Source organism: Massilia sp. LXY-5 (assembly GCF_059801075.1).
Map to the genome: position 1 here is coordinate 171,246 of NZ_JBNNEH010000002.1, position 17,675 is coordinate 188,920.

The following is a 17,675-nucleotide window of genomic DNA, read 5'->3' on the forward strand; positions in this document are numbered from 1 at the left end:
GGCGGGTGCCGGCAGAATGTCGCCCCTTCCTGTACGCTATCTCATCGTTCAATAAAACCAACAGGGGAGTCAAGGATGGAGCTCGACGAAGTCATCGCTACGTGGGAGAGGGAAGAGCAGTCCGTGCGTGCGCGCCTGCTCGCGCCCGGTGTCGCGGCGCAGGAACAGGTGCGGAAGCTGTCGGGCATGGAGATGTTCCAGGCCATCTTTGCCGGCGAGCTGCCGCCGCCGCCCATCGGCGAGACGCTCGACTTCGTGCCGATCCACATGGGGCCAGGCGTCGCCGTCTTCCAGGGCCGTCCGCAGCTCAGGCATTACAACCCGCTCGGCACGGTGCATGGCGGCTGGTTCGCCACGCTGCTCGATTCTGCCGTGGGCTGCGCCGTGCACACGACGCTCCCGGCCGGCAAGGGCTACACGACGCTGGAACTGAAGGTGAACATGGTGCGTGCCTTGAACAAGGACGTGCCCTTCGTGCGCGCCGAAGGCAAGGTGATCCATGCAGGGCGCCAGGTGGCCACTGCCGAGGGACGGATTGTCGGGCCGGACGGCAAGCTGTATGCGCATGCGACGACGACCTGCCTGATCTTTGGCCAGGAAGCCTGGTAAGGCTCTGCTTGTTTTCCATCCCCTCTCACGACCACGCACCTTGGAATGTATGTTGCAAGGCAACGCACATTGCAAGGTTCATCCATGCTCTCCTTTCCTCCACCGTCCAGGTCTCTCCCCACATCTGAGCTTGTACTGCGCCGATTTGACCAACTCACCGCTGTCGTGCAACGACGAATAGTGATTTCATGTAAATTAAGATGAGGTAGAGTTACAAGGAACAACAGACTCAAAACCACAACGCCCTGCGATGTTCGACGATCGGCTGAGTCACTTCGCCAGTGAGCGACGGCGTCTTCTCATCGCAATGCCGGCCCTTTCGCTTCGTAACAGGGAAGCCTGCGGGCAGGGCCGCACCGTAGGCCAGGCAATATTGAGGCAGAAACATGACTGAAGGACGCTTTCCCTCTTCACAGGCGTGGCTCGGGCGCGCCCAGTGCGTCATTCCCGGTGCCCACCACCTGTCGGGGCGGGTGCTCACGACGCCCGAGCGCTCGCCGATGTATATCGAACGCGGCTTTGGTTGCCGGATCACGGATGTCGACGGGCACGAGTACATCGACTATCTGATGGCCTTCGGTGCGTTTCTGCTCGGCTACGCGGACCCTGAAGTGGACGCGGCGGCGCGCGAGGAGCTCGAGCGCGGCTCGCTGTTGTCGATGAATCGTCCGCAGCACGTGCTGTTCGCTGAAGCGCTGGTCGCGCAGTTTGACGCGGCCGACATGGCCGTGGTACTCAAGACAGGGAGCGAAGCGACGACTGCCGCCCTGCGCATCGCCCGCCGCGCAACGGGGCGCCGCCGTGTCGCACGGGCGGGTTATCACGGCTGGCACGACTGGTGTCTGCCACTCGAGAATTCAGTTCCCGCCGGGCTCGACGCACAGGTGCTGGAGTTCAACGCCAACGATCCGCATTCGCTCGAGGCCCTGTTCAGCGTCTTTCCTGGCGAAATCTCCGGCGTCATCCTGGCGCCGGAGATGGTATTGCCGCCGACGCGAGAACGGTTTCAGGCCCTGCAAGACCTGACGCATCGCCACGGCGCGCTGTTCATTCTCGATGAAGTCAAGACAGCATTTCGTACCGCCCCCGGGTCGGTGCAGGCCCGTTTCGAACTCAAGCCCGATCTGACCACGGTGAGCAAGGGCCTGAGCAACGGCTGGCCGATCGCGGCGGTGGTGGGGCGGCGCGATGTCATGAACAGCGCCGCCGGAATGCATCTGTCGGGCACCTTCCACGGCGATACTGCGGCCATGGCCGCCGCCTTGACAACCTTGCGTATCGTTCGGGAACGCGACGTTGCCGGCCATGTATGGGCGCTGGGCCAGCGGCTGATCGACGGCCTGAACGCCATTGTGCGCGAGTTCGATGTGCCCGCGCTGAGCTACGGCGAGCCTTTCCCGCCGATGCCCTTCCTACGCTTTGATCATCCGGACTCCCAAGTTAACGATGCAATGCGGACAGTGTTCTACGAGGCGATGCTCGAGCGCGGCGTCCTGCTGCATCCCCGTCACATGTGGTTCATCAGCCATGCCCATCAGCGGGATGACATCGATACGACGCTGGAGCATGCGCGAAGCGCGATGCGGATCGCCAGCCAGCATTGCCGGGCGACCTGAACGGGCTGCGATGGACCATCGAGCCGCCAGCATCCAGCAAATTGTCGACCGCTATCTGCGCGCCGAGGCTTCGGTGTCCATGATCGTGATGGAACTCGTGCAGCACACGGAGGATACGTCGGCACTGGCCCGCATCCTGCCCACGCTCACCGGCGACCCGGCGAAGCTTCGCGCGCTGGCGCAGCACCTCGCCGACAATGCGGCGGGCTGCAGGACCATCGTCAGCATGATCCGCCAGCGCCTCGATTCTCCGGAACCTGCCAGCGACACGGAAGAGGGCATCGAGCGATGCCGACGGCTGTTCGATGCGTCTGTGGCGCAGAGCGAGGAGTCGAGTGTGGCGCTTTACTCACTGGGAAACCCCGAGTTGCTGGCTGCGGCGACGGACGAGGTCATTGGCGTGATGGACGACTGGGGCGTCTTGAAGCCAGATCGGGATGCCATCGAGATCGGCTGCGGCATCGGGCGCTTAATGGCGCCCCTGTCCTCGCGCCTGCGGTCCGTGAGCGGCACCGATGTCTCCCCTGGCATGATCGCGGCGGCCACGCGCCGGCTCGCCGCTTGTTCGAATACGTCTGTCCTGCTGACTGACGGCAAAGACCTGTCGTCGTGGGAGGCGGCTTCGGTCGATCTCGTCTACAGCGTCGATACCTTCCCTTACGTCGTGCTTTCCGGGCGGGCCTTGGTCGAGCGCCATTTTGAAGAGGTGCGGCGCGTGTTGCGCCCCGGGGGCGATTTTGTCCTGTTCAATTACGCTTACGGTCGCTCACGCGAGGAGGTCAATGGCGAGGTGCTCGGCTTGGCGCAGCAGGCGCAATTGCAGGTCATCCGTGCCGATGTATCGCCATTTAACATCTGGAATGGCGTCGGCTGGCAGCTGAGGAAAGCCTAGCGTGAGAATTCTTTACCTGTCGCCAGGTTTTCCGCCGAATTCGCATCTGTTCTGCGTCGCTGCGCGCGCGCGCGGCGCGAACGTCCTTGCCGTAGGCGATATCCCAGAGCAAGATCTGCCGCCGGAAGCGCGCCAGGCATTCGAAGCGTACGTGTTTGAACCGCGTATGGGAGAGTACGAACGCTTGCTCGGCGTCGTGCAGTCCCTGGTCGCGCTGTACGGTCCCATCGACTTTGTTGAATCGAACGGCGAGCACTGGCTCGAAGTGGAGGGCCGCCTGCGCGACGACCTCTGCATCGAAGGCCTCTCGGCGCAAGACGTCAGGCGCCTGCGCAGCAAGCTGGCCATGGCGCAGGTTTTTGAGACAGCGGGCGTGCCCCACCCGCCTGGCATCCGCTGCGTGTCTCCCGAGGTCGTCAGAGACTTTGCTGCAACGCATGGCCTGCCGCTCGTATTCAAGCCCGATAGCGGCTCCGGCGCAACGTCCACCTTTCGCGTATCGACACCGGCCGAACTCGACGCCGCGCTGCTTCTGCCGCTCGATAATCACATCGTCCAGCCCTTTGTCGAAGGCGTCATCGTCACCTTTGATGGCCTGGTCAACCGCGAAGGCGGCGTGGTCTTCTGCACCTCGCATGTCTACGATAGCGGCATCATGGAAGTGAGAACCGGCACACTCGATGGGTATTATTATTCGATGCGCAGTATTCCCCCGGCGCTCGAGGACGTCGGTCGGCGTGCGTTGACGGGGTTCGGCCTGCGCCGGCGCTTCTTCCACCTTGAATTCTTCTGGCGTCCCGACGGGTCCTACCTCGCGCTGGAGATGAACGTGCGCCCGCCAGGCGGCTACACCACCGACATGATGAACCACTCCTGCGACTTCGACGTATATGCATTATGGGCCGCGGTCATGATGGGAGATTTGCTGGAAGACTATCGGTACGAACGCAAATTTCACACGGCCCACGCAGGACGGCGCCACGAACGCGTCTATGCGTTGTCACCTGAGACGCTGAGGGAACAGCTTGGGGACACCCTGGTTCTCGTTCAATCCGTTCCTGACGCGTTCGCATCGACAATGGGCAACACGATGTACATGCTGCGGCACCGGCAACTGGCGCAGCTGCTTGACGCTATCAAATTAGTGCAACTGCCGGCGGCTCGAAGGTAAAGATGATGGCGCTGTTCGCGTTAAGTGTGGAATATGCCGATTGCCGCTCGCAGCAAGGCCTCCGGCGACTTGACGCGAGCGCCGTCGAGCGCCCAGCGCCAGCCGAGATAGTCGCCGAGGTAAGGGCTGGCAATCCCGCGAAACGGCTGCAGCCAGGCGCGCAGGCGGCTGTGATTCTTCAGGAAGTGCTCGAACTGGCGTGCTTGCATGCAAACCTCCTCACTGGTGAAGTCCGGGTCGGACCTCAGCCGTTCAGGAAGATTCCACACTTAACGCGAACAGCGCCTTTCCGAATGCCGCCGTGCGGTCGTTGGATATGCCGCCATCCCCGACCCACGCAACCGCGCCGAATGGGCCAGTGCTGGCTGAGCGGAACCGGTCACGCGCCAAACGCCCCATCGATCGTGTGCATCGCCCCGGTCACGAAGCCCGCCTCCGGCCCCGCCAGCCAGGCCACCATTCCTGCTACCTCTTCAGGGCGGCCGTGGCGCTTGATCGCCATGAAGCTGTGCATCAGATCCCGCATCGGGCCGTCTTCCGGGTTGGCGTCGGTGTCGATCGGTCCCGGCTGCACGACGTTGATCGTGATACCGCGCGGACCGAAATCACGTGCCAGCCCGCGCGCCAGACCTTGCAATGCGGATTTGCTCAGGGCATAGGAGGCCATGCCGGGCAAGGGCATGCGGTCGCCGTTCACCGAGCCGATCACGATGATGCGGCCGCCTGTCGGCATTTGCCGCGCGGCTTCCACCGAAGCGTGGTAGGGCGCCTGCACATTGATACGGAACAGGCGATCGACTGCATCCGGGTCCTGCTCCAGCGCATCGCCGAAGATGGCAATGCCGGAATTGACCACCAGGATGTCCAACGGACCGCTGTCACGGACCCGGGCGATGACCGCATCCCGGTCGGCGCTGTCCGTCAGGAATGCCGTGCTCCCTGTTTCCGCGGCGACGAGCTGGGCCGCTTCCGGCGAGCCCGAATAGGTGAACGCCACCTGCGCGCCGTCCGCGGCAAAGCGCCGGACGATCGCCGCACCGATGCCCCGGCTGCCGCCAAGTACCAGGACCGACTTGTTCGTGAAATCCGTCATGACCAACTCCTTTTTGATTAATGTAACGCATGATACAATAATCGTCATCGCAGCTGTCAAGGAATTTTTTAATCATGACTACAAAAATATCTGCCGGCCGTGGCCGCCCGCGCCGGTTCGATCCGGACGAGGCGGTCGTCACCGCGCAGCGCCTGTTCCACGAAAAAGGCTATGACGCCGTGAGCGTTGCGGACCTGACCAAAGCGCTGGGCATCAACCCGCCCAGCTTCTACGCCGCCTTTGGCAGCAAGGCGGGGCTGTACACACGGATCCTCGATCGCTACGCGGTAACCGGTGCGATTCCTTTAAAGAAGATTCTGGGACCGGACCGGCCCCTGGCTGAATCGCTGGCGGAGGTGCTTGAGGAGGCGGCACGTTGTTACGCCGCCGATGCAGCCGCTACCGGTTGCATGGTGCTGGAGGGAATACGTTGTAACGACGCGGAAGCGCGCGACGCTGCCCGCGGCTTCCATATCGCTGCGCAAGAGCTTATTCGCAACGCCATCGCCGAGCGTTATCCGGAGGAGGCGGGTCGGCTGGCTGATTACGTGTGCACCACGATGGCCGGACTGTCGGCAAGCGCCCGCGATGGGCAAGGCCTGGAGCGCCTGCTGGCGACTGCTCGCCTGGCCGGCAATGCGTTCGTCCACGTCATCCCCGCCTGATCGGTCGCCCGGGAATGTCGGCCCGACAAACGCGGCGCAGAAGAAACTTAACGCTTGTCTGTCGGCGGTGTACCCGTGGTTGGGGGAGTCGTCGAGGTTGCCCCCGCACCCTGGCCCGAAGCACCGGTCGTGCCCGGGCTGCCGGCGCCGCTCTGGACATCGCCGGTCGTACCCATCGAGCTGCTGTTCGTCGTGCCGCTGACGGCCGAGCCGCTTGATGTCGATCCCGTCGCCGAGCTGCCGCTCGTATCAGTGCTGCTCTTTTCCATGGGACTACATGCTGCCAGGGACAGTGCTGCCATGCTACCGATGAGAATGCCTTGAAACCGTTTCATGATCATCTCCTTGGGGGTAGGTGTGACCATCATGGATGGGTCGCCACCTTACGAACATAAGATGGCTTCCAAGGTCGCTGTAGGACATGTCGTACAGTCCTTATAACGTATGTGCGTCCGGAAACCGTGTACGCCGATGCCGGTGTCCCGCCGCACCTGCGGAAAGTTGGTGACAATTGTTGAGAATTGAGCAAGTCCACGTCGTTATACTGGTCGGCTCTCTCATCGGACCCGTTCAATGACACGCCTGTTGATTTCCCTCCTGTTTTGCTTCGCGACTGCGGCGCAAGCCGCCGACACCTTCACGTTCTCGAATCCGCCCGGCCCGCATGCGGTGGGCCTGCAGGTCGTCCAGCAGTACGACCAGTCGCGCATGTACAAGACGCGCGTCGACATGACCACCGGCGAACCGGCGACCGGGAAGCGCACGCGACCCATGCAGATGCTGCTCTGGTATCCCGCCGCGCGCGGCGGCCGGCCGGTCGTCTATCGCGATTACATGGATACGATCCCGACCGAGGACGAGTTCGGGCGCAGCCCGGCCGAGGTCGGGCGCGCGACGCAACGCGCGATCGACGGGTACGCCGGCGCGCGACGCGACGCGCTGCTGCGCGAGGTCGCGCGACCGATGCTGGCTGTGCGCAATGCCCGTGCGGAAAGCGGCAGCTTCCCGGTTGTGATTTACGCGCCGAGTTTGTCTGAATCCGCCATGGAGAACGCGGACCTGTGCGAATACCTTGCCAGCCAGGGGTATGTAGTGCTGTCGAGTGCATCGCTGGGTCCGCGCACACGCGCGATGACGACGGACCTCGAAGGACTGGAAGCGCAGGCCGCCGACATCGCCTACCTGATCGGCTACGCGAGTTCGCTCCCGCAGGCCGACACGGCCAGGGTGGCCGTTGTCGGCTTCAGCTGGGGCGGCCTGGCGAATGTGCTGGCGGCGGCCAAGGACGACCGTATCCAGGCGATCGTCAGCCTGGATGGCTCGGTGCGCGGCACGCGCGAATTCGTCGACGGCGGCAAGGACGCGGCGAAATACGTCACGCCGGCACGCGTCGCCATTCCGATGCTGTTCGTGGGCCGCCGGCCAATGACCGTGGAAGAGCTGAACCGCGCCGAAGTCGATAGCCGCTATTCCTTCATGAACGAAATGAAGTACGCGGACGTCCACATCGTCACGCTGCTGCCGATGAAGCACATGGACTTTTCGTCCTATTCCCTGCGAATGTCGCAGGACGGCTGGTTCGGAGACTATACGCGCGACGACATCGCGCTGGCGCATAGCTGGGCCATGCGTTACGCACGCCACTTCCTCGATGCCTACCTGAAGAAAGACCCGGCGGGCCTTGCGTTCCTCGACAATTCGCCGGCCGCGAACAAGGCGCCCCCGCACATGATGCTCGCCAGTGCTCGTCACGGGTCGGGGCAAATACCGCCGACACTGGAGAATTTCGTCGCCGCGCTGGCTGCGGAGGGCTTCGATCAAGCCATCCCCCTGTACGCGAAGTTCGCAGCCCAGGACCCCGCTTTCAAGCTGGGGCCGAAGGAGATCTACGGATGGGGCGTGCAACTGGCGAGGCAGAACCGCCCGGCGCAAGCGCGCGAGATCTTCCGGCTTGGAACGCACCTCAATCCGGACGCCGTCTTCATGATCGATGGACTAGCCGAAATGCAGGCGGCCTCAGGGCAGACGAAGGAGGCGCTCGGCACCTATCGCCGCGTACTTGCGCTCGATCCGAAACATACCGATGCGGCCAGGTACGTGAAGGAGCATGGAGGACCGTCCGGGGCGGCGCTTTAAGTACCTGCGCCCCAGCACGCTCCGGAAGGGCCGCGCGCCCATTTCCGGCGCTTAGCGCGGATAAGTGAATCCGGTGCGGATATCCATCGGCACCAGGCGCTTTCCCTCGCGCACCATCAGCTTCTGGGGCGGCTCGTCGCCCGCCAGCGCGCGCGGCGCAACGGGCAAGCCTTCGCCCTTGCGCAGCAGCAGGTCGCAACGTTCGTAGACATTCGGACAGCCCGTCTCCTTGAGCAGCGCCTGCACGACCGGCACCTTCCACATGTCGACGCCGCCGGCATTGAACTGGCAGATCAGGTAGCCATCGGTGCCGCCGTAGCTGTGCACCAGCAGGCCCGGCAAGCCGTCCTTTTCGCCATCGATTACCTGCACCAGTTCCTGCGGATCGGCGATGGCGAGCGCCGTGGCGCGGCGCGCGACGGCGGCCCCAACGCGCCGCTTGATCAGCGCATGGTCGACCGGCTCGTCCTCACGCAAGCTCCAGACCCGGGCGGCGATCTGCGACTTGGCGTTATAGGCCGCCCGGGCCAGGAACTGGCGCGACGAGGATTGCACGATCGCCGTCGCGCCCGGCTTGTTGCGCTCCTGCGGCTTGCCCTCGACCTTGTCGATGGCGGAGACGTAAATCCACGGGTCGCCGGCGAGGATGCTTTTTTCCTTGCCTTGTTTGATGGTGATGATGAGCATGTGCGGCTTTCGTTTTCAGGAACGGGATGATACAGCAAGCCCCCCTGGTCCCGTGCGCCGCGTTCTCCTCCTTTCAAGCTGTGTGGCCGAGGCCGTCCTAGCCGATATTACTGCCGCGGATATGGCTCAGGCTCTTGTCGTCGCCGCCGGTTCCCGGACTTGGGTCGAGGCTGCCGCTCTTGCCCAGTCCCGTGGACCCGGCGCCGGCGCCGGTCCCGGCCGTGCCACTGCCCGCGCCGGTGCCGAGCTCGCTGCTACCGGCTGAGCCTGCGCCCATGCCGCCGCCCATCGCGCCCATGCCGCTGCCGGCGCCGCGTCCCGCGCCGCCCGCCATGCCGCTCATGCTGCCCCCCGAGGAGCCCGGCCCCATGGTCGGGGCGCCGCTGCGGTTAGGATCGGTGCCGTAGAAGGCGTGGATCTGGTTGGCCCAGGAGACGTCGCTCATGTCGGGCCAGGCGTCCTTGTTGAAGCCAGGCGCGGTTTTCAGGCGCTCTTTCTCGACATTGAGCACGAAGCGATGGTTGACGGTGTCGAGGTGCAGCGCCTGCCAGGGCACGGCGAACAGTTTCTCGCCCATGCCGAGGAAGCCGCCAAAGGCGAGCACGGCATAGGCCACCTGGCCGGTGTTCATGTCGAGCATGATTTCCTTGATGTCGCCGAGGTCTTCCTCGACGCCGTTGACGACGCTGTCGCCGATCAGCGTGTCGGCACCCATCAGTGCGGGGCCCGGACCGGCGCTGCCGCTGCGCTTGTACATCCCGTATTTGTCACGATCTGCATAGCTCATCTCGTTCTCCCTCTGGTCTGTGTTTCACCTGCCTGCAAAGCCAGTCCCAAGGCTAGGCCGAGGCCTTGCAGCGCCCATGATATGACTCAAACGTGCAGGGGTGCGCGCGCTTGTCACGCGCGTGTCACGCGACAAGCCCACACTATGCGAACTGCCGCACAGAGCGAGCTCGACAATGTGACTATCCTGACAAGCAGTGTTTCGGAGACTACAACATGACCATCACATCGCGCTGCAACCATCCAGGCCCGCTGGCCAAACTGATTCCGACCGTGTCGGTTACCTCGCTGCTGGCACGCCTGCTGCGCAAACGCTGAACCGCCGCTGACGCTTACAGCTGAGTTGCCCGGCAGCGCCATCCGTGCAAAGCGAACTGTTCGGTTAAACTCGCTGCTTGTGCAACAGGCGGGCAGCAGCAGTGAATCGAAAAACGAAGATCGCATCCCTGGCGGGCGCCGGTGTGCTGGCGGCCGCCCTGGCCGGATATTTCATCGCAGGCCAGCGCGACGCCGTCGTGCCGGGCCAGGCCGCCATGCTGCTGCCGGCCCCGACGCCGACGAAACCGTTCTGGGCCGCGCGCGTCACGCCGCTGGCGGGTGACGGGCAGGACGGCGTGCTCGATGGCGCGGCGGCGCAGAGCCGCTTCAGCGATCCCTTCGGCGTCGCCGTCGATCCGCGCGGCACCGTATTCGTCGCCGACGGCGGCGACAGCAACCGCATCCGCCGCATCGACCGCGACGGCACCGTCTCGACCTTTGCCGGCGGCCGTGAAGGCTTCGCCGACGGCGCCGCTACTGCCGCCGCCTTCCATACTCCCTCCGCGCTGGCGCTGGACCGCTTCGGCAACCTGTACGTGGCCGATACCGGCAACCACGCGATCCGGAGAATCGCGCCCGACGGCAGCGTCACCACCCTGGCCGGCGACGGCCAGCCGGGCGACGCCGACGGCAAAGGAGCAGCGGCGCGCTTCCATGCACCGGTCGGGCTGGCCGTGGACAAGCACGGCAACGTCTATGTCGCCGACACCTATAACGACCGCATTCGCCGCATCACGCCCGAGGGTCTCGTGACCACGATCGCCGGCGGCGCGCGGCCCGGCAATGCCGACGGCCCCGCGATCGACGCCGCGTTCGACACCCCGAGCGCGATCGCGGTCGGCAAGGACGGCAGCCTGTTCGTGGCCGATACCGGTAACAACGCGATCCGCCGCATCGGCCCTGACGGCGTGGTCTCGACCCTGGCCGCGCCGCCGGAGGGCGAGCGCCAGCCGCTCCTGCGCCGCCCGACGGGCCTCGCGCTCACCCATGACGGCTATCTCTACGTCGCCGGCGGCGGCGGACGCATCCTGCAGCTGGCCCCGGGCGGAGAACTGCGCGCGCTCGACGATGCCGACCATCCGCCCGAATCGACCTTCGGTGCCGACGGCAAGGTGCACCTGTACGCGCCGCACGGCATCGGCCTCGCACGCGACGGCAGCCTGGTCGTCGCCGACGCGCTGGCCCTGCGCGTGCTGCGCCTGGCGCCCCCGAAGCAGGGGGAGAGCGCTGCCGTCATCGCGCCCCCGGCACGCACGGCACGCACCGCGCCGATGCCCTGGCCGGTGGGGCCGCAGGACATGCCGCATGAAGTCGTCGGCCTGATGGGAGAAGTGCGCGGCAGCTACGACGGCGAAAGCCGCGACCACTTCCACGCCGGTCTCGACGTGCGCGCCGACATCGGCACCCGCGTGCTGGCGATCGCAGCGGCGAAAATCAGCGATCCCTTCGCCAACTGGGGTTTTGGTTCGCTCAGCGAAGGCTTGGCCGTCGGGCCGCTGTCGTACATCCACATGCGCGTCGGACGCGACAGCCGCGACAAGCCGCTCGATGCGCGTTTCGAACTGGTGAAGGATGCACGCGGCAAGCCTGATCGCGTGCGCGTGCCGCGCGGAACCCGGTTCGCGGTAGGCGATGCGCTCGGGACCATCAACAGCATGTCCCACGTCCACCTCGACTATTATCCCGGCGGCTCGCTCGTCAATCCATTGACGCTGCCGTTCCCGGGCGTGACGGACACCGTCGCGCCGCGCCTGCAGAGCGTGGCGCTGTACGACAGCATCGGCCGCCGCCTCACGGCGAAGAAGGGCCAGCCGGTACGCATCGAACGCACGCTGGGAGAGGTGGCGATCGTGGCCGAGGGCTACGACCAGATGGACGGCAATCTCGCGCGCCGCCGGCTTGGCTTGTACAAACTGGGCTACCAGCTGCTGCGGCCCGACGGCAGCGCGCTGCCGGGCTTCGAGCAGCCCCTGATCACCCAGGTCTATGACCGCCTGCCGCGCGAGCGGGAAGCGGTGAAATTGCTGTATGCGGCCAATAGCGGCATCACGGTCTACGGCAGCAAGGAGACACGTTTCGCGTATGCGGTCAACAACACGCTGCAGGACGGGCGCGTGGCGCCAGGTACCTGGCGTGTGGGGGCGCTCGCGCCAGGGGATTACATCCTGCGCATTTATGCGGCCGATTTTGCGGGGCAGGTGGCGGTCGAGGGGCGGGATCTGGCGATCAGGGTGGAGTAGGCAGGCGCGAGGTTTCTGGAGCAGGTTGAACGCGTGGGCGGGGGACCCGCCCACCCTACATCCTGCTGCATGCGTCACTCGTCGTCACTGATGGTCAGACCCGTAGGGTGGGCGGGTCTCCCGCCCACGCGTTCGACCCGAGCACGCATCCACGCGCAACGGAACGAAGCCAATTAGCGCAGCAGCTTCAACCCCGGCGGCAACGCCTCGCCCAGCATCCGCGTCTCGCTCGCCTGGTCCAGCTCCACCACCTCGCGTACCATCGCCGTCCAGGCGGCGGGAGCGCCGGTCGCCGACAAGCGGCGCAGCACCTCGCCGCGCACCGCGTCGCCGATGTCGCGCGAACGGTCGCCCGTCATGCGCGCGATGTGGGTGGCGGCGAAGCCGGCCGGTTCGATCTTCTTCCAATCCAGCATCAGGAGCTTGCCCAGCCATTCCTCGGCCACTTCGCGCGGCGCCACTTCGTGCGCGCTCGCGTGGAAGGACTGGCGCGCCCCGACCCGGCCCAGCGCCCACAGGTAGCGCGCATAGGTGGCCGCCGTCTTTGCATCGAGCCTGGTACCCGCGGGAAGCGCCAGGATCTGTTCCATCATCCAGTTGCCGATCTCCGCCTTGTAGGCCGAGGGGATCCGCTCGAGCGAGGCACCGAGGCGCAGCATGTCGTCCTCGCTGCCGTCGACCAGGGTGATGGGGCGCTTGCCGCGCTCGGAGGCATCGGCCTGCAAATTGAAGGCGAAATCGTCGAGCAGGCGCAGCTGGGCTTCGGTATCGAGGCCGCCGGCCACGCGGCGCCACAGCGTCCACCATTCGGCGCGCACCTGCGTGTCCTTGTGGTACTGCACCCCGGGCTCGAACATCGCCCACAGCTGTTCGATGCGCCAGCCGTCGAGCGGATGGCCGAAGCCGGGACGCAGGCAGAAGCCGGCAAGATTGAGCCAGGCGCGTTCGTGCTCGCTCGACCTGCGCCGGCCTTTCGAGCGCTCCATCAACGCGTCGAACAGGCGCCGCAGCAGCGGCGTGGCCCATCCTTCGCGGCGGCCCAGCAGGTGCTCCAGGCTGGCGCGCAGCTGGCGTACTTCCTTCGTATCGACCGCCTTCGAACGGGTGCCGAAGACGCGCTCGATCTTCTCGATCGCGGCGTCCAGCTGCGGCGGCAGGACCTCGGTCTCGACGATTTCCTCACTACCCTCGGCTTCGCGCAATTGAAACGCGAGCTGCCAGCGTCCGCTGCCGTCTTCGGCCACGCAATGCACTTCCAGGGAACCGACTTCGCTCAGCGAGGCCACCAGCTGCACCGCGATCTCGCTGCGCGGCGCGGCCCCTGGCGTGGCGCGCAGCACGGTGGCGATCGGCGGCAGGCGCACGACATCCTCCGGCGCCAGGTCCACCAGTTGACCGGGAAGCGGTGCCGCGCCCGCGTCGGCCACCGTCGAGGCCAGGTGGAAGCGCACCGGACGCCCCAGGCGCAATGCGAAGCTGCGCTCGGCAAGCCGCACCTCGGTGGCCGCGGGCGTGCCGCGCGGGAGCAGGCAGACCGCGCGCAGGCCGCTGCCCGCGCGTTCGCCCTCCAGCAGCAGGTAATAGCTGCGCGCCGCACCGCTCTCGATGGCGGGCGCGGCGCCCTGGCGCGCCAGAGAATAGGCCACGCCGCCGCGCGCCACGGCCACGTCCGGGTCGACGTTGTGCAGGATGCGCAAGGGCCTGCCGCGCCAGCGCGCCAGCGTGTCGGCCAGGCGCTCGGCCAGGGCCGCGCCGCGGAACACGCCACCGTTCAGCAGCAGGGTATCCGGCACCGGCAGCGACGCGTCCTCGAGCGGCAATCCGAGCGCCTCGCGCGCCGCAACGGCATGCTGATGCAGGAAGCTTGCCAAGTGGCGCGTGACCGCCGGATCGCTCGCATACGGCAGGCTGAATTCGACGATGCCGGCGCGCGCGCGGCGTGCCGGCTCTTGTTGTTCGTTGAGAGGGAAGAAGCCATCGAGCACGACGCGCTCGATGTCCTCGCGGCGCAAGTCCGCCTTGCGGCTGGCGCCGATCAGGCGCGAACCCGCACCGAGCAGGGTAACGGTGACCGCCTCGGGCGCGTCGGGCGCGAGCAGCTGTTCCTTGGCCGCGCGGCAGCGTTCCGTCAGCTGGGCCAGGCGTGCCGCGGACAGGCGTGCGCGCGGCGCCTCAAGCCCATCCTGCCCGGCCATGCGCGCCTCGATCAGGTGGGCCAGCGCCAGGTCCATGTTGTCGCCGCCGAGGATCAAATGGTTGCCGACACCGATGCGGGTCAACTTCGGCTCGCCCGCCTCGAGTTCGACCTTGACCAGACTGAAGTCAGTGGTGCCGCCGCCGACGTCGGCCACCAGCACCAGGCGCGCACCGTTTAAATCGTCGACCAGCGTGGCGCGATGGCGGTACAGCCAGTCGTAGAGCGCGGCCTGCGGTTCTTCGAGCAGGCGCAGGCCGGGCAGGCCGGCGAGTCTGGCCGCCTCCAGCGTCAGCGCACGCGCGCCTTCGTCGAAGGAGGCCGGCACGGTGAGCACGACCTGCTGCCGTTCCAGCGGGTGTTGGGGAAAGCGGATATTCCAGTTGGCGCGCAGGTGGGCGAGATAGCTGGCGCTGGCCGCCACCGGCGATACCTTCGGCACCTCGGGCTCGGCGCCCCAGGGCAGGATGGCCGCCATGCGGTCGACGCCCGGATGCGACAGCCAGCTCTTGGCGCTCGCCACCAGCCGGCCCGGCGTCGCCGCGCCGAGGCTGCGCGCGAGACGGCCGATGGCGACGCGTTCGACGCCGGCGACATCGGGCAAGTCCCAGGGCAACTGCAGCTGGCCCGCTCCCAGTTCTTCAGGAGCAGGGTGATACCGGTTCGAGGGCAGCAGCGGCGCGCCGGCCACTTCGCCCGGCGCGACCAGCTGGTCGATCGCAAACAGCTCGACCTCGGCGGCCCCGGGTGACGCGTAGGCCAGCACCGTATTCGTGGTGCCGAGATCGATACTGACCAGCCAGGGTGTCACGGTGCTGTGCGAACGTCGAATTCGACCTTCCAGCGCTGGCCGTCACGCGCCACGGCAACCAGTTCCAGCGTTCCGGCTTCGGTCGCGAGGGCGTGCAGCGTTACCTGCACCACGTCGCCCGGGGTGCGGCCATCGGCCGGCAAGGTCGCCTGGATTTCGTTCTGCTCCTGCAGCTCGTCCGGTCCCCAGAAGTCGAGCACGTCGCCAATCTGATCCTGGCGGCGCGTGGTCGAACCGAAGAAGCGGAAGTGGACGGGTTCGCCCACCACCAGGCCGAATTCCTGGCCCGGCAGTTCGAGCTCGGTGCCTTCTTCCATGCCGAAAGGCGCCACGCACAGGGCCTGGATTGGCGGCTCCATGCCGGGGATGGCCGGCATCGACGATTCGACGCCGACGTAGTAGGAACGCGCCGTGCCGCCGCGGATGCGCACGCCGCCGCCGCGCCGCGCATAGCTGTAATAGGCCGCGCCGCGCGCAACGGCGAGGTCGAGGTCCGCGCCTTCCAGCATGCGCGCCGGTTCCGCGCCTTCCATGTAGAGCCAGTCGTTGATGGTGTCCATCACGCGCTGGGCCAGGATGTTCGACTTGAACACGCCGCCGTTGAACAGCACCGCGCTCGGATGGAGGAAGCTGTGTTCTTCCTTCACGCGGCCCTCGAAACCTTCGAGTTCGGCGGTGGCGCCGGCCTGGCGCGCCAGGAAGGCGGCCAGGTGGCGGGTGACGGCCGCGTCCTGCGCGTAGGGCAGACCGAGCTGCGTCAGGCCGGCGCGGGCGCGCGTGGCCGGACGTGCCGAGGCATCCACGCGCGGGAAGAAGCCGTCGGTAATAAACGTCGTGACTTCGTCGCGCGTCAGTTCGGTGCGGATCGAACCGCCGATCAGTTTCGAACCGCGGCTCGGCACCACGATCGGCCAGGTAGTGGCGTTCGCGTCGGCCAGCAGGTGTTCCTTGGCGCCGCGGCAGGCGTAGGTCAGGGCGCGCATCTGCCAGGCGTCGAGCTGGGTGCCATTGCTTGCCAGCTTGCGCGCAACCAGATGGGCCAGGGCCAGATCCATGTTGTCGCCGCCGAGCAGGATATGGTCGCCGACGGCGACGCGGTGCGGTTCCAGCTTGCCGTCGCGTTCGAGGATGGCGATCAGCGAGAAGTCGCTGGTGCCGCCGCCCACGTCCACCACCAGCACGATGTCGCCGGCTTTCACTTGCTTGCGCCAGGTGCCGTTGCTGCCCTGGATCCAGCTGTACAGGGCCGCCTGCGGTTCCTCGAGCAGGGTGGCCGAGGCATAGCCTGCATTCCTCGCCGCTTCCGCGGTCAGTTCGCGCGCGCCCGGATCGAAGGAGGCGGGAATCGTGACGGTGACCTGCTGCTGGTCGAAGGGCGCTTCCGGATGCGCGTTGTCCCAGGCATGGCGCAGGTGCTGCAGGTAACGCGTCGATGCTTCCAGCGGCGAGACGCGCGTGACTTCTTCCGGCGCATCGCTCGGCAGGATGGCGGCGCGGCGGTCCACGCTCGGGTGCGAGAGCCAGCTCTTGGCCGAGGAGACGAGGCGGATCGGCGTGGTGGCGCCGCGGCTGCGCGCCATTTCGCCGGCGACAGCAGTCTCCCCATCGGTATTCCAGGGCAGGGCCAGTTCGCCCGGCGCCAGCTCGTCCGGGTGCGGCAGGTAGAGGAAGGAGGGCAGCAGCGGCAGCGCCTCGACGGTGCCGGGTGCGCTCAGCTGCGGCACCGGCAGCACGCCCTGCGCGGTGTTTTCTCCGTCGCTCGCTTCCAGGTCGACATACGACAGCGCGCTGTGCGTGGTGCCGAGGTCGATGCCGATGGCGTAGCGCGCGCTCACAGTTCCACCTCGGCCGGGGCCAGGATTCTGGCGTCATGCTCTTTCGCGAGCTGGGGCAGGCGGACGTCCGTCGCCTTCCAGCCGCGGTGCGACAGCGTGCCCTTGAACGGCGCCTTGCCGACCACGTTGCCGGTCAGGCGGACGCTGGCTGCGTCAAAACCTTCGTCGAGCGTGACGCGGGCACCCTCGGCTTCGCTGCGCACGGGTTGGATCGTGAAGTGGTCTTTCAGCACGCGCGCGCAGCCTTCGTGGACGACGCGGGCGGCGGCGCCGATGTCGGCGTCGGCGTAGGCGGCCAGGTTCTCGTGGGCGAAGTCGATCAGGCGCGCCTCGCGCTGCAGCAGGGTCAGCAGTTGCAGGGCGGCGTCCGGCGTGGCTTCGCGTAGCTGGACGGGGACCGGCGCAGGCGCGGCGGCAGGGACGGGCGCAGGGGCAGGGGCGGGCGCAGGGGCAGGCGCCGCTACCGGTCCGACCTGGTCATCGCGCACGCGCGCGGCAAATTCGGCATCGCCTATGGTCTTGAAAAAGGTGCCGAAGGCAAGGGAGAGCCGGCTCCAGAAAGAGGGCAGTTGGGTCGGTGTGCTCATTCTTGATGTTCTGTAGGGTGAAGGACCGGCGCGCT

At 66.5% G+C, this 17,675-nt stretch carries 14 protein-coding genes and 1 pseudogene; 7 read left to right on the top strand and 8 right to left on the bottom strand.

The window, feature by feature from the left end; translation table 11 throughout:
- Positions 1–75 precede the first annotated feature (75 nt).
- The 4 genes from ACI48I_RS04260 (at position 76) to ACI48I_RS04275 (ending at position 4,288) form a co-directional block, all read left to right on the top strand.
- Positions 76–609, top strand: coding sequence for a PaaI family thioesterase (locus tag ACI48I_RS04260; RefSeq protein ID WP_193688790.1), 534 nt, complete (start codon positions 76–78; stop codon positions 607–609).
- A gap of 386 nt (positions 610–995) precedes the next feature.
- Positions 996–2,225, top strand: coding sequence for an aminotransferase class III-fold pyridoxal phosphate-dependent enzyme (locus tag ACI48I_RS04265; protein WP_193688791.1), 1,230 nt, complete (start codon positions 996–998; stop codon positions 2,223–2,225).
- Positions 2,226–2,235: 10 nt separating this feature from the next.
- The gene (locus tag ACI48I_RS04270; protein WP_498573424.1) at positions 2,236–3,117 is read left to right on the top strand and encodes a class I SAM-dependent methyltransferase; all 882 of its coding nucleotides are present in this window, start codon (positions 2,236–2,238) and stop codon (positions 3,115–3,117) included.
- 1 nt (position 3,118) lies between these two features.
- On the top strand, positions 3,119–4,288 hold the full coding sequence (locus tag ACI48I_RS04275) for an ATP-grasp domain-containing protein (RefSeq protein ID WP_498573425.1): 1,170 nt from the start codon (positions 3,119–3,121) through the stop codon (positions 4,286–4,288).
- 20 nt (positions 4,289–4,308) lie between these two features.
- Here ACI48I_RS04275 and ACI48I_RS04280 read toward each other — a convergent pair.
- A pseudogene (locus ACI48I_RS04280) lies at positions 4,309–4,461 on the bottom strand (IS1595 family transposase); the annotation flags it as partial.
- Positions 4,462–4,667: 206 nt separating this feature from the next.
- Entirely contained in the window at positions 4,668–5,381 is a 714-nt protein-coding gene (gene bdcA / locus ACI48I_RS04285; RefSeq protein WP_498573426.1) for an SDR family oxidoreductase, read from the bottom strand.
- A 74-nt stretch (positions 5,382–5,455) separates the two neighbouring features.
- Between bdcA and ACI48I_RS04290 the strand changes: the two genes are divergently transcribed.
- On the top strand, positions 5,456–6,046 hold the full coding sequence (locus ACI48I_RS04290; protein WP_498573427.1) for a TetR/AcrR family transcriptional regulator: 591 nt from the start codon (positions 5,456–5,458) through the stop codon (positions 6,044–6,046).
- 47 nt (positions 6,047–6,093) lie between these two features.
- Here ACI48I_RS04290 and ACI48I_RS04295 read toward each other — a convergent pair whose 3' ends face one another.
- Positions 6,094–6,381, bottom strand: coding sequence for a hypothetical protein (locus tag ACI48I_RS04295; RefSeq protein WP_498573428.1), 288 nt, complete (start codon positions 6,379–6,381; stop codon positions 6,094–6,096).
- Positions 6,382–6,619: 238 nt separating this feature from the next.
- Here ACI48I_RS04295 and ACI48I_RS04300 point away from each other — a divergent pair, with 238 nt between their 5' ends.
- Positions 6,620–8,182: a dienelactone hydrolase family protein gene (locus tag ACI48I_RS04300; protein WP_498573429.1), complete on the top strand. Its 1,563-nt coding sequence runs from the start codon at positions 6,620–6,622 to the stop codon at positions 8,180–8,182.
- Between the two features lie 51 nt (positions 8,183–8,233).
- On the opposite strand, the gene ACI48I_RS04305 is transcribed toward ACI48I_RS04300, so the two are convergent.
- Both ACI48I_RS04305 and ACI48I_RS04310 read right to left on the bottom strand, forming a co-directional pair.
- Positions 8,234–8,869: a class I SAM-dependent rRNA methyltransferase gene (locus ACI48I_RS04305; protein ID WP_498573430.1), complete on the bottom strand. Its 636-nt coding sequence runs from the start codon at positions 8,867–8,869 to the stop codon at positions 8,234–8,236.
- A 97-nt stretch (positions 8,870–8,966) separates the two neighbouring features.
- Positions 8,967–9,656 carry a PRC-barrel domain-containing protein gene (locus tag ACI48I_RS04310; protein WP_193684742.1) on the bottom strand — a complete coding sequence of 230 codons (690 nt, stop codon included), beginning with the start codon at positions 9,654–9,656 and terminating at the stop codon, positions 8,967–8,969.
- Between the two features lie 418 nt (positions 9,657–10,074).
- On the opposite strand from ACI48I_RS04310, the gene ACI48I_RS04315 reads away from it, so the two are divergent.
- Positions 10,075–12,213, top strand: a complete 2,139-nt coding sequence (locus tag ACI48I_RS04315) for an NHL repeat-containing protein (protein ID WP_193684743.1) — start codon at positions 10,075–10,077, stop codon at positions 12,211–12,213.
- Positions 12,214–12,386: 173 nt separating this feature from the next.
- Here the strand turns inward: ACI48I_RS04315 and ACI48I_RS04320 are convergent, their stop codons facing one another.
- From ACI48I_RS04320 to ACI48I_RS04330, 3 genes are read right to left on the bottom strand one after another with little or no spacing between them, the layout of a single operon-like run.
- Entirely contained in the window at positions 12,387–15,218 is a 2,832-nt protein-coding gene (locus ACI48I_RS04320; RefSeq protein ID WP_193684744.1) for an Hsp70 family protein, read from the bottom strand.
- Positions 15,215–17,053, bottom strand: coding sequence for an Hsp70 family protein (locus tag ACI48I_RS04325; RefSeq protein ID WP_498573431.1), 1,839 nt, complete (start codon positions 17,051–17,053; stop codon positions 15,215–15,217). The genes ACI48I_RS04320 and ACI48I_RS04325 overlap by 4 nt, the downstream gene beginning before the upstream one ends.
- Positions 17,050–17,640: a DUF2760 domain-containing protein gene (locus ACI48I_RS04330; RefSeq protein ID WP_498573432.1), complete on the bottom strand. Its 591-nt coding sequence runs from the start codon at positions 17,638–17,640 to the stop codon at positions 17,050–17,052. Before ACI48I_RS04330 ends, ACI48I_RS04325 begins: the two co-directional genes overlap by 4 nt.
- Between the last annotated feature and the right edge of the window lie 35 nt (positions 17,641–17,675).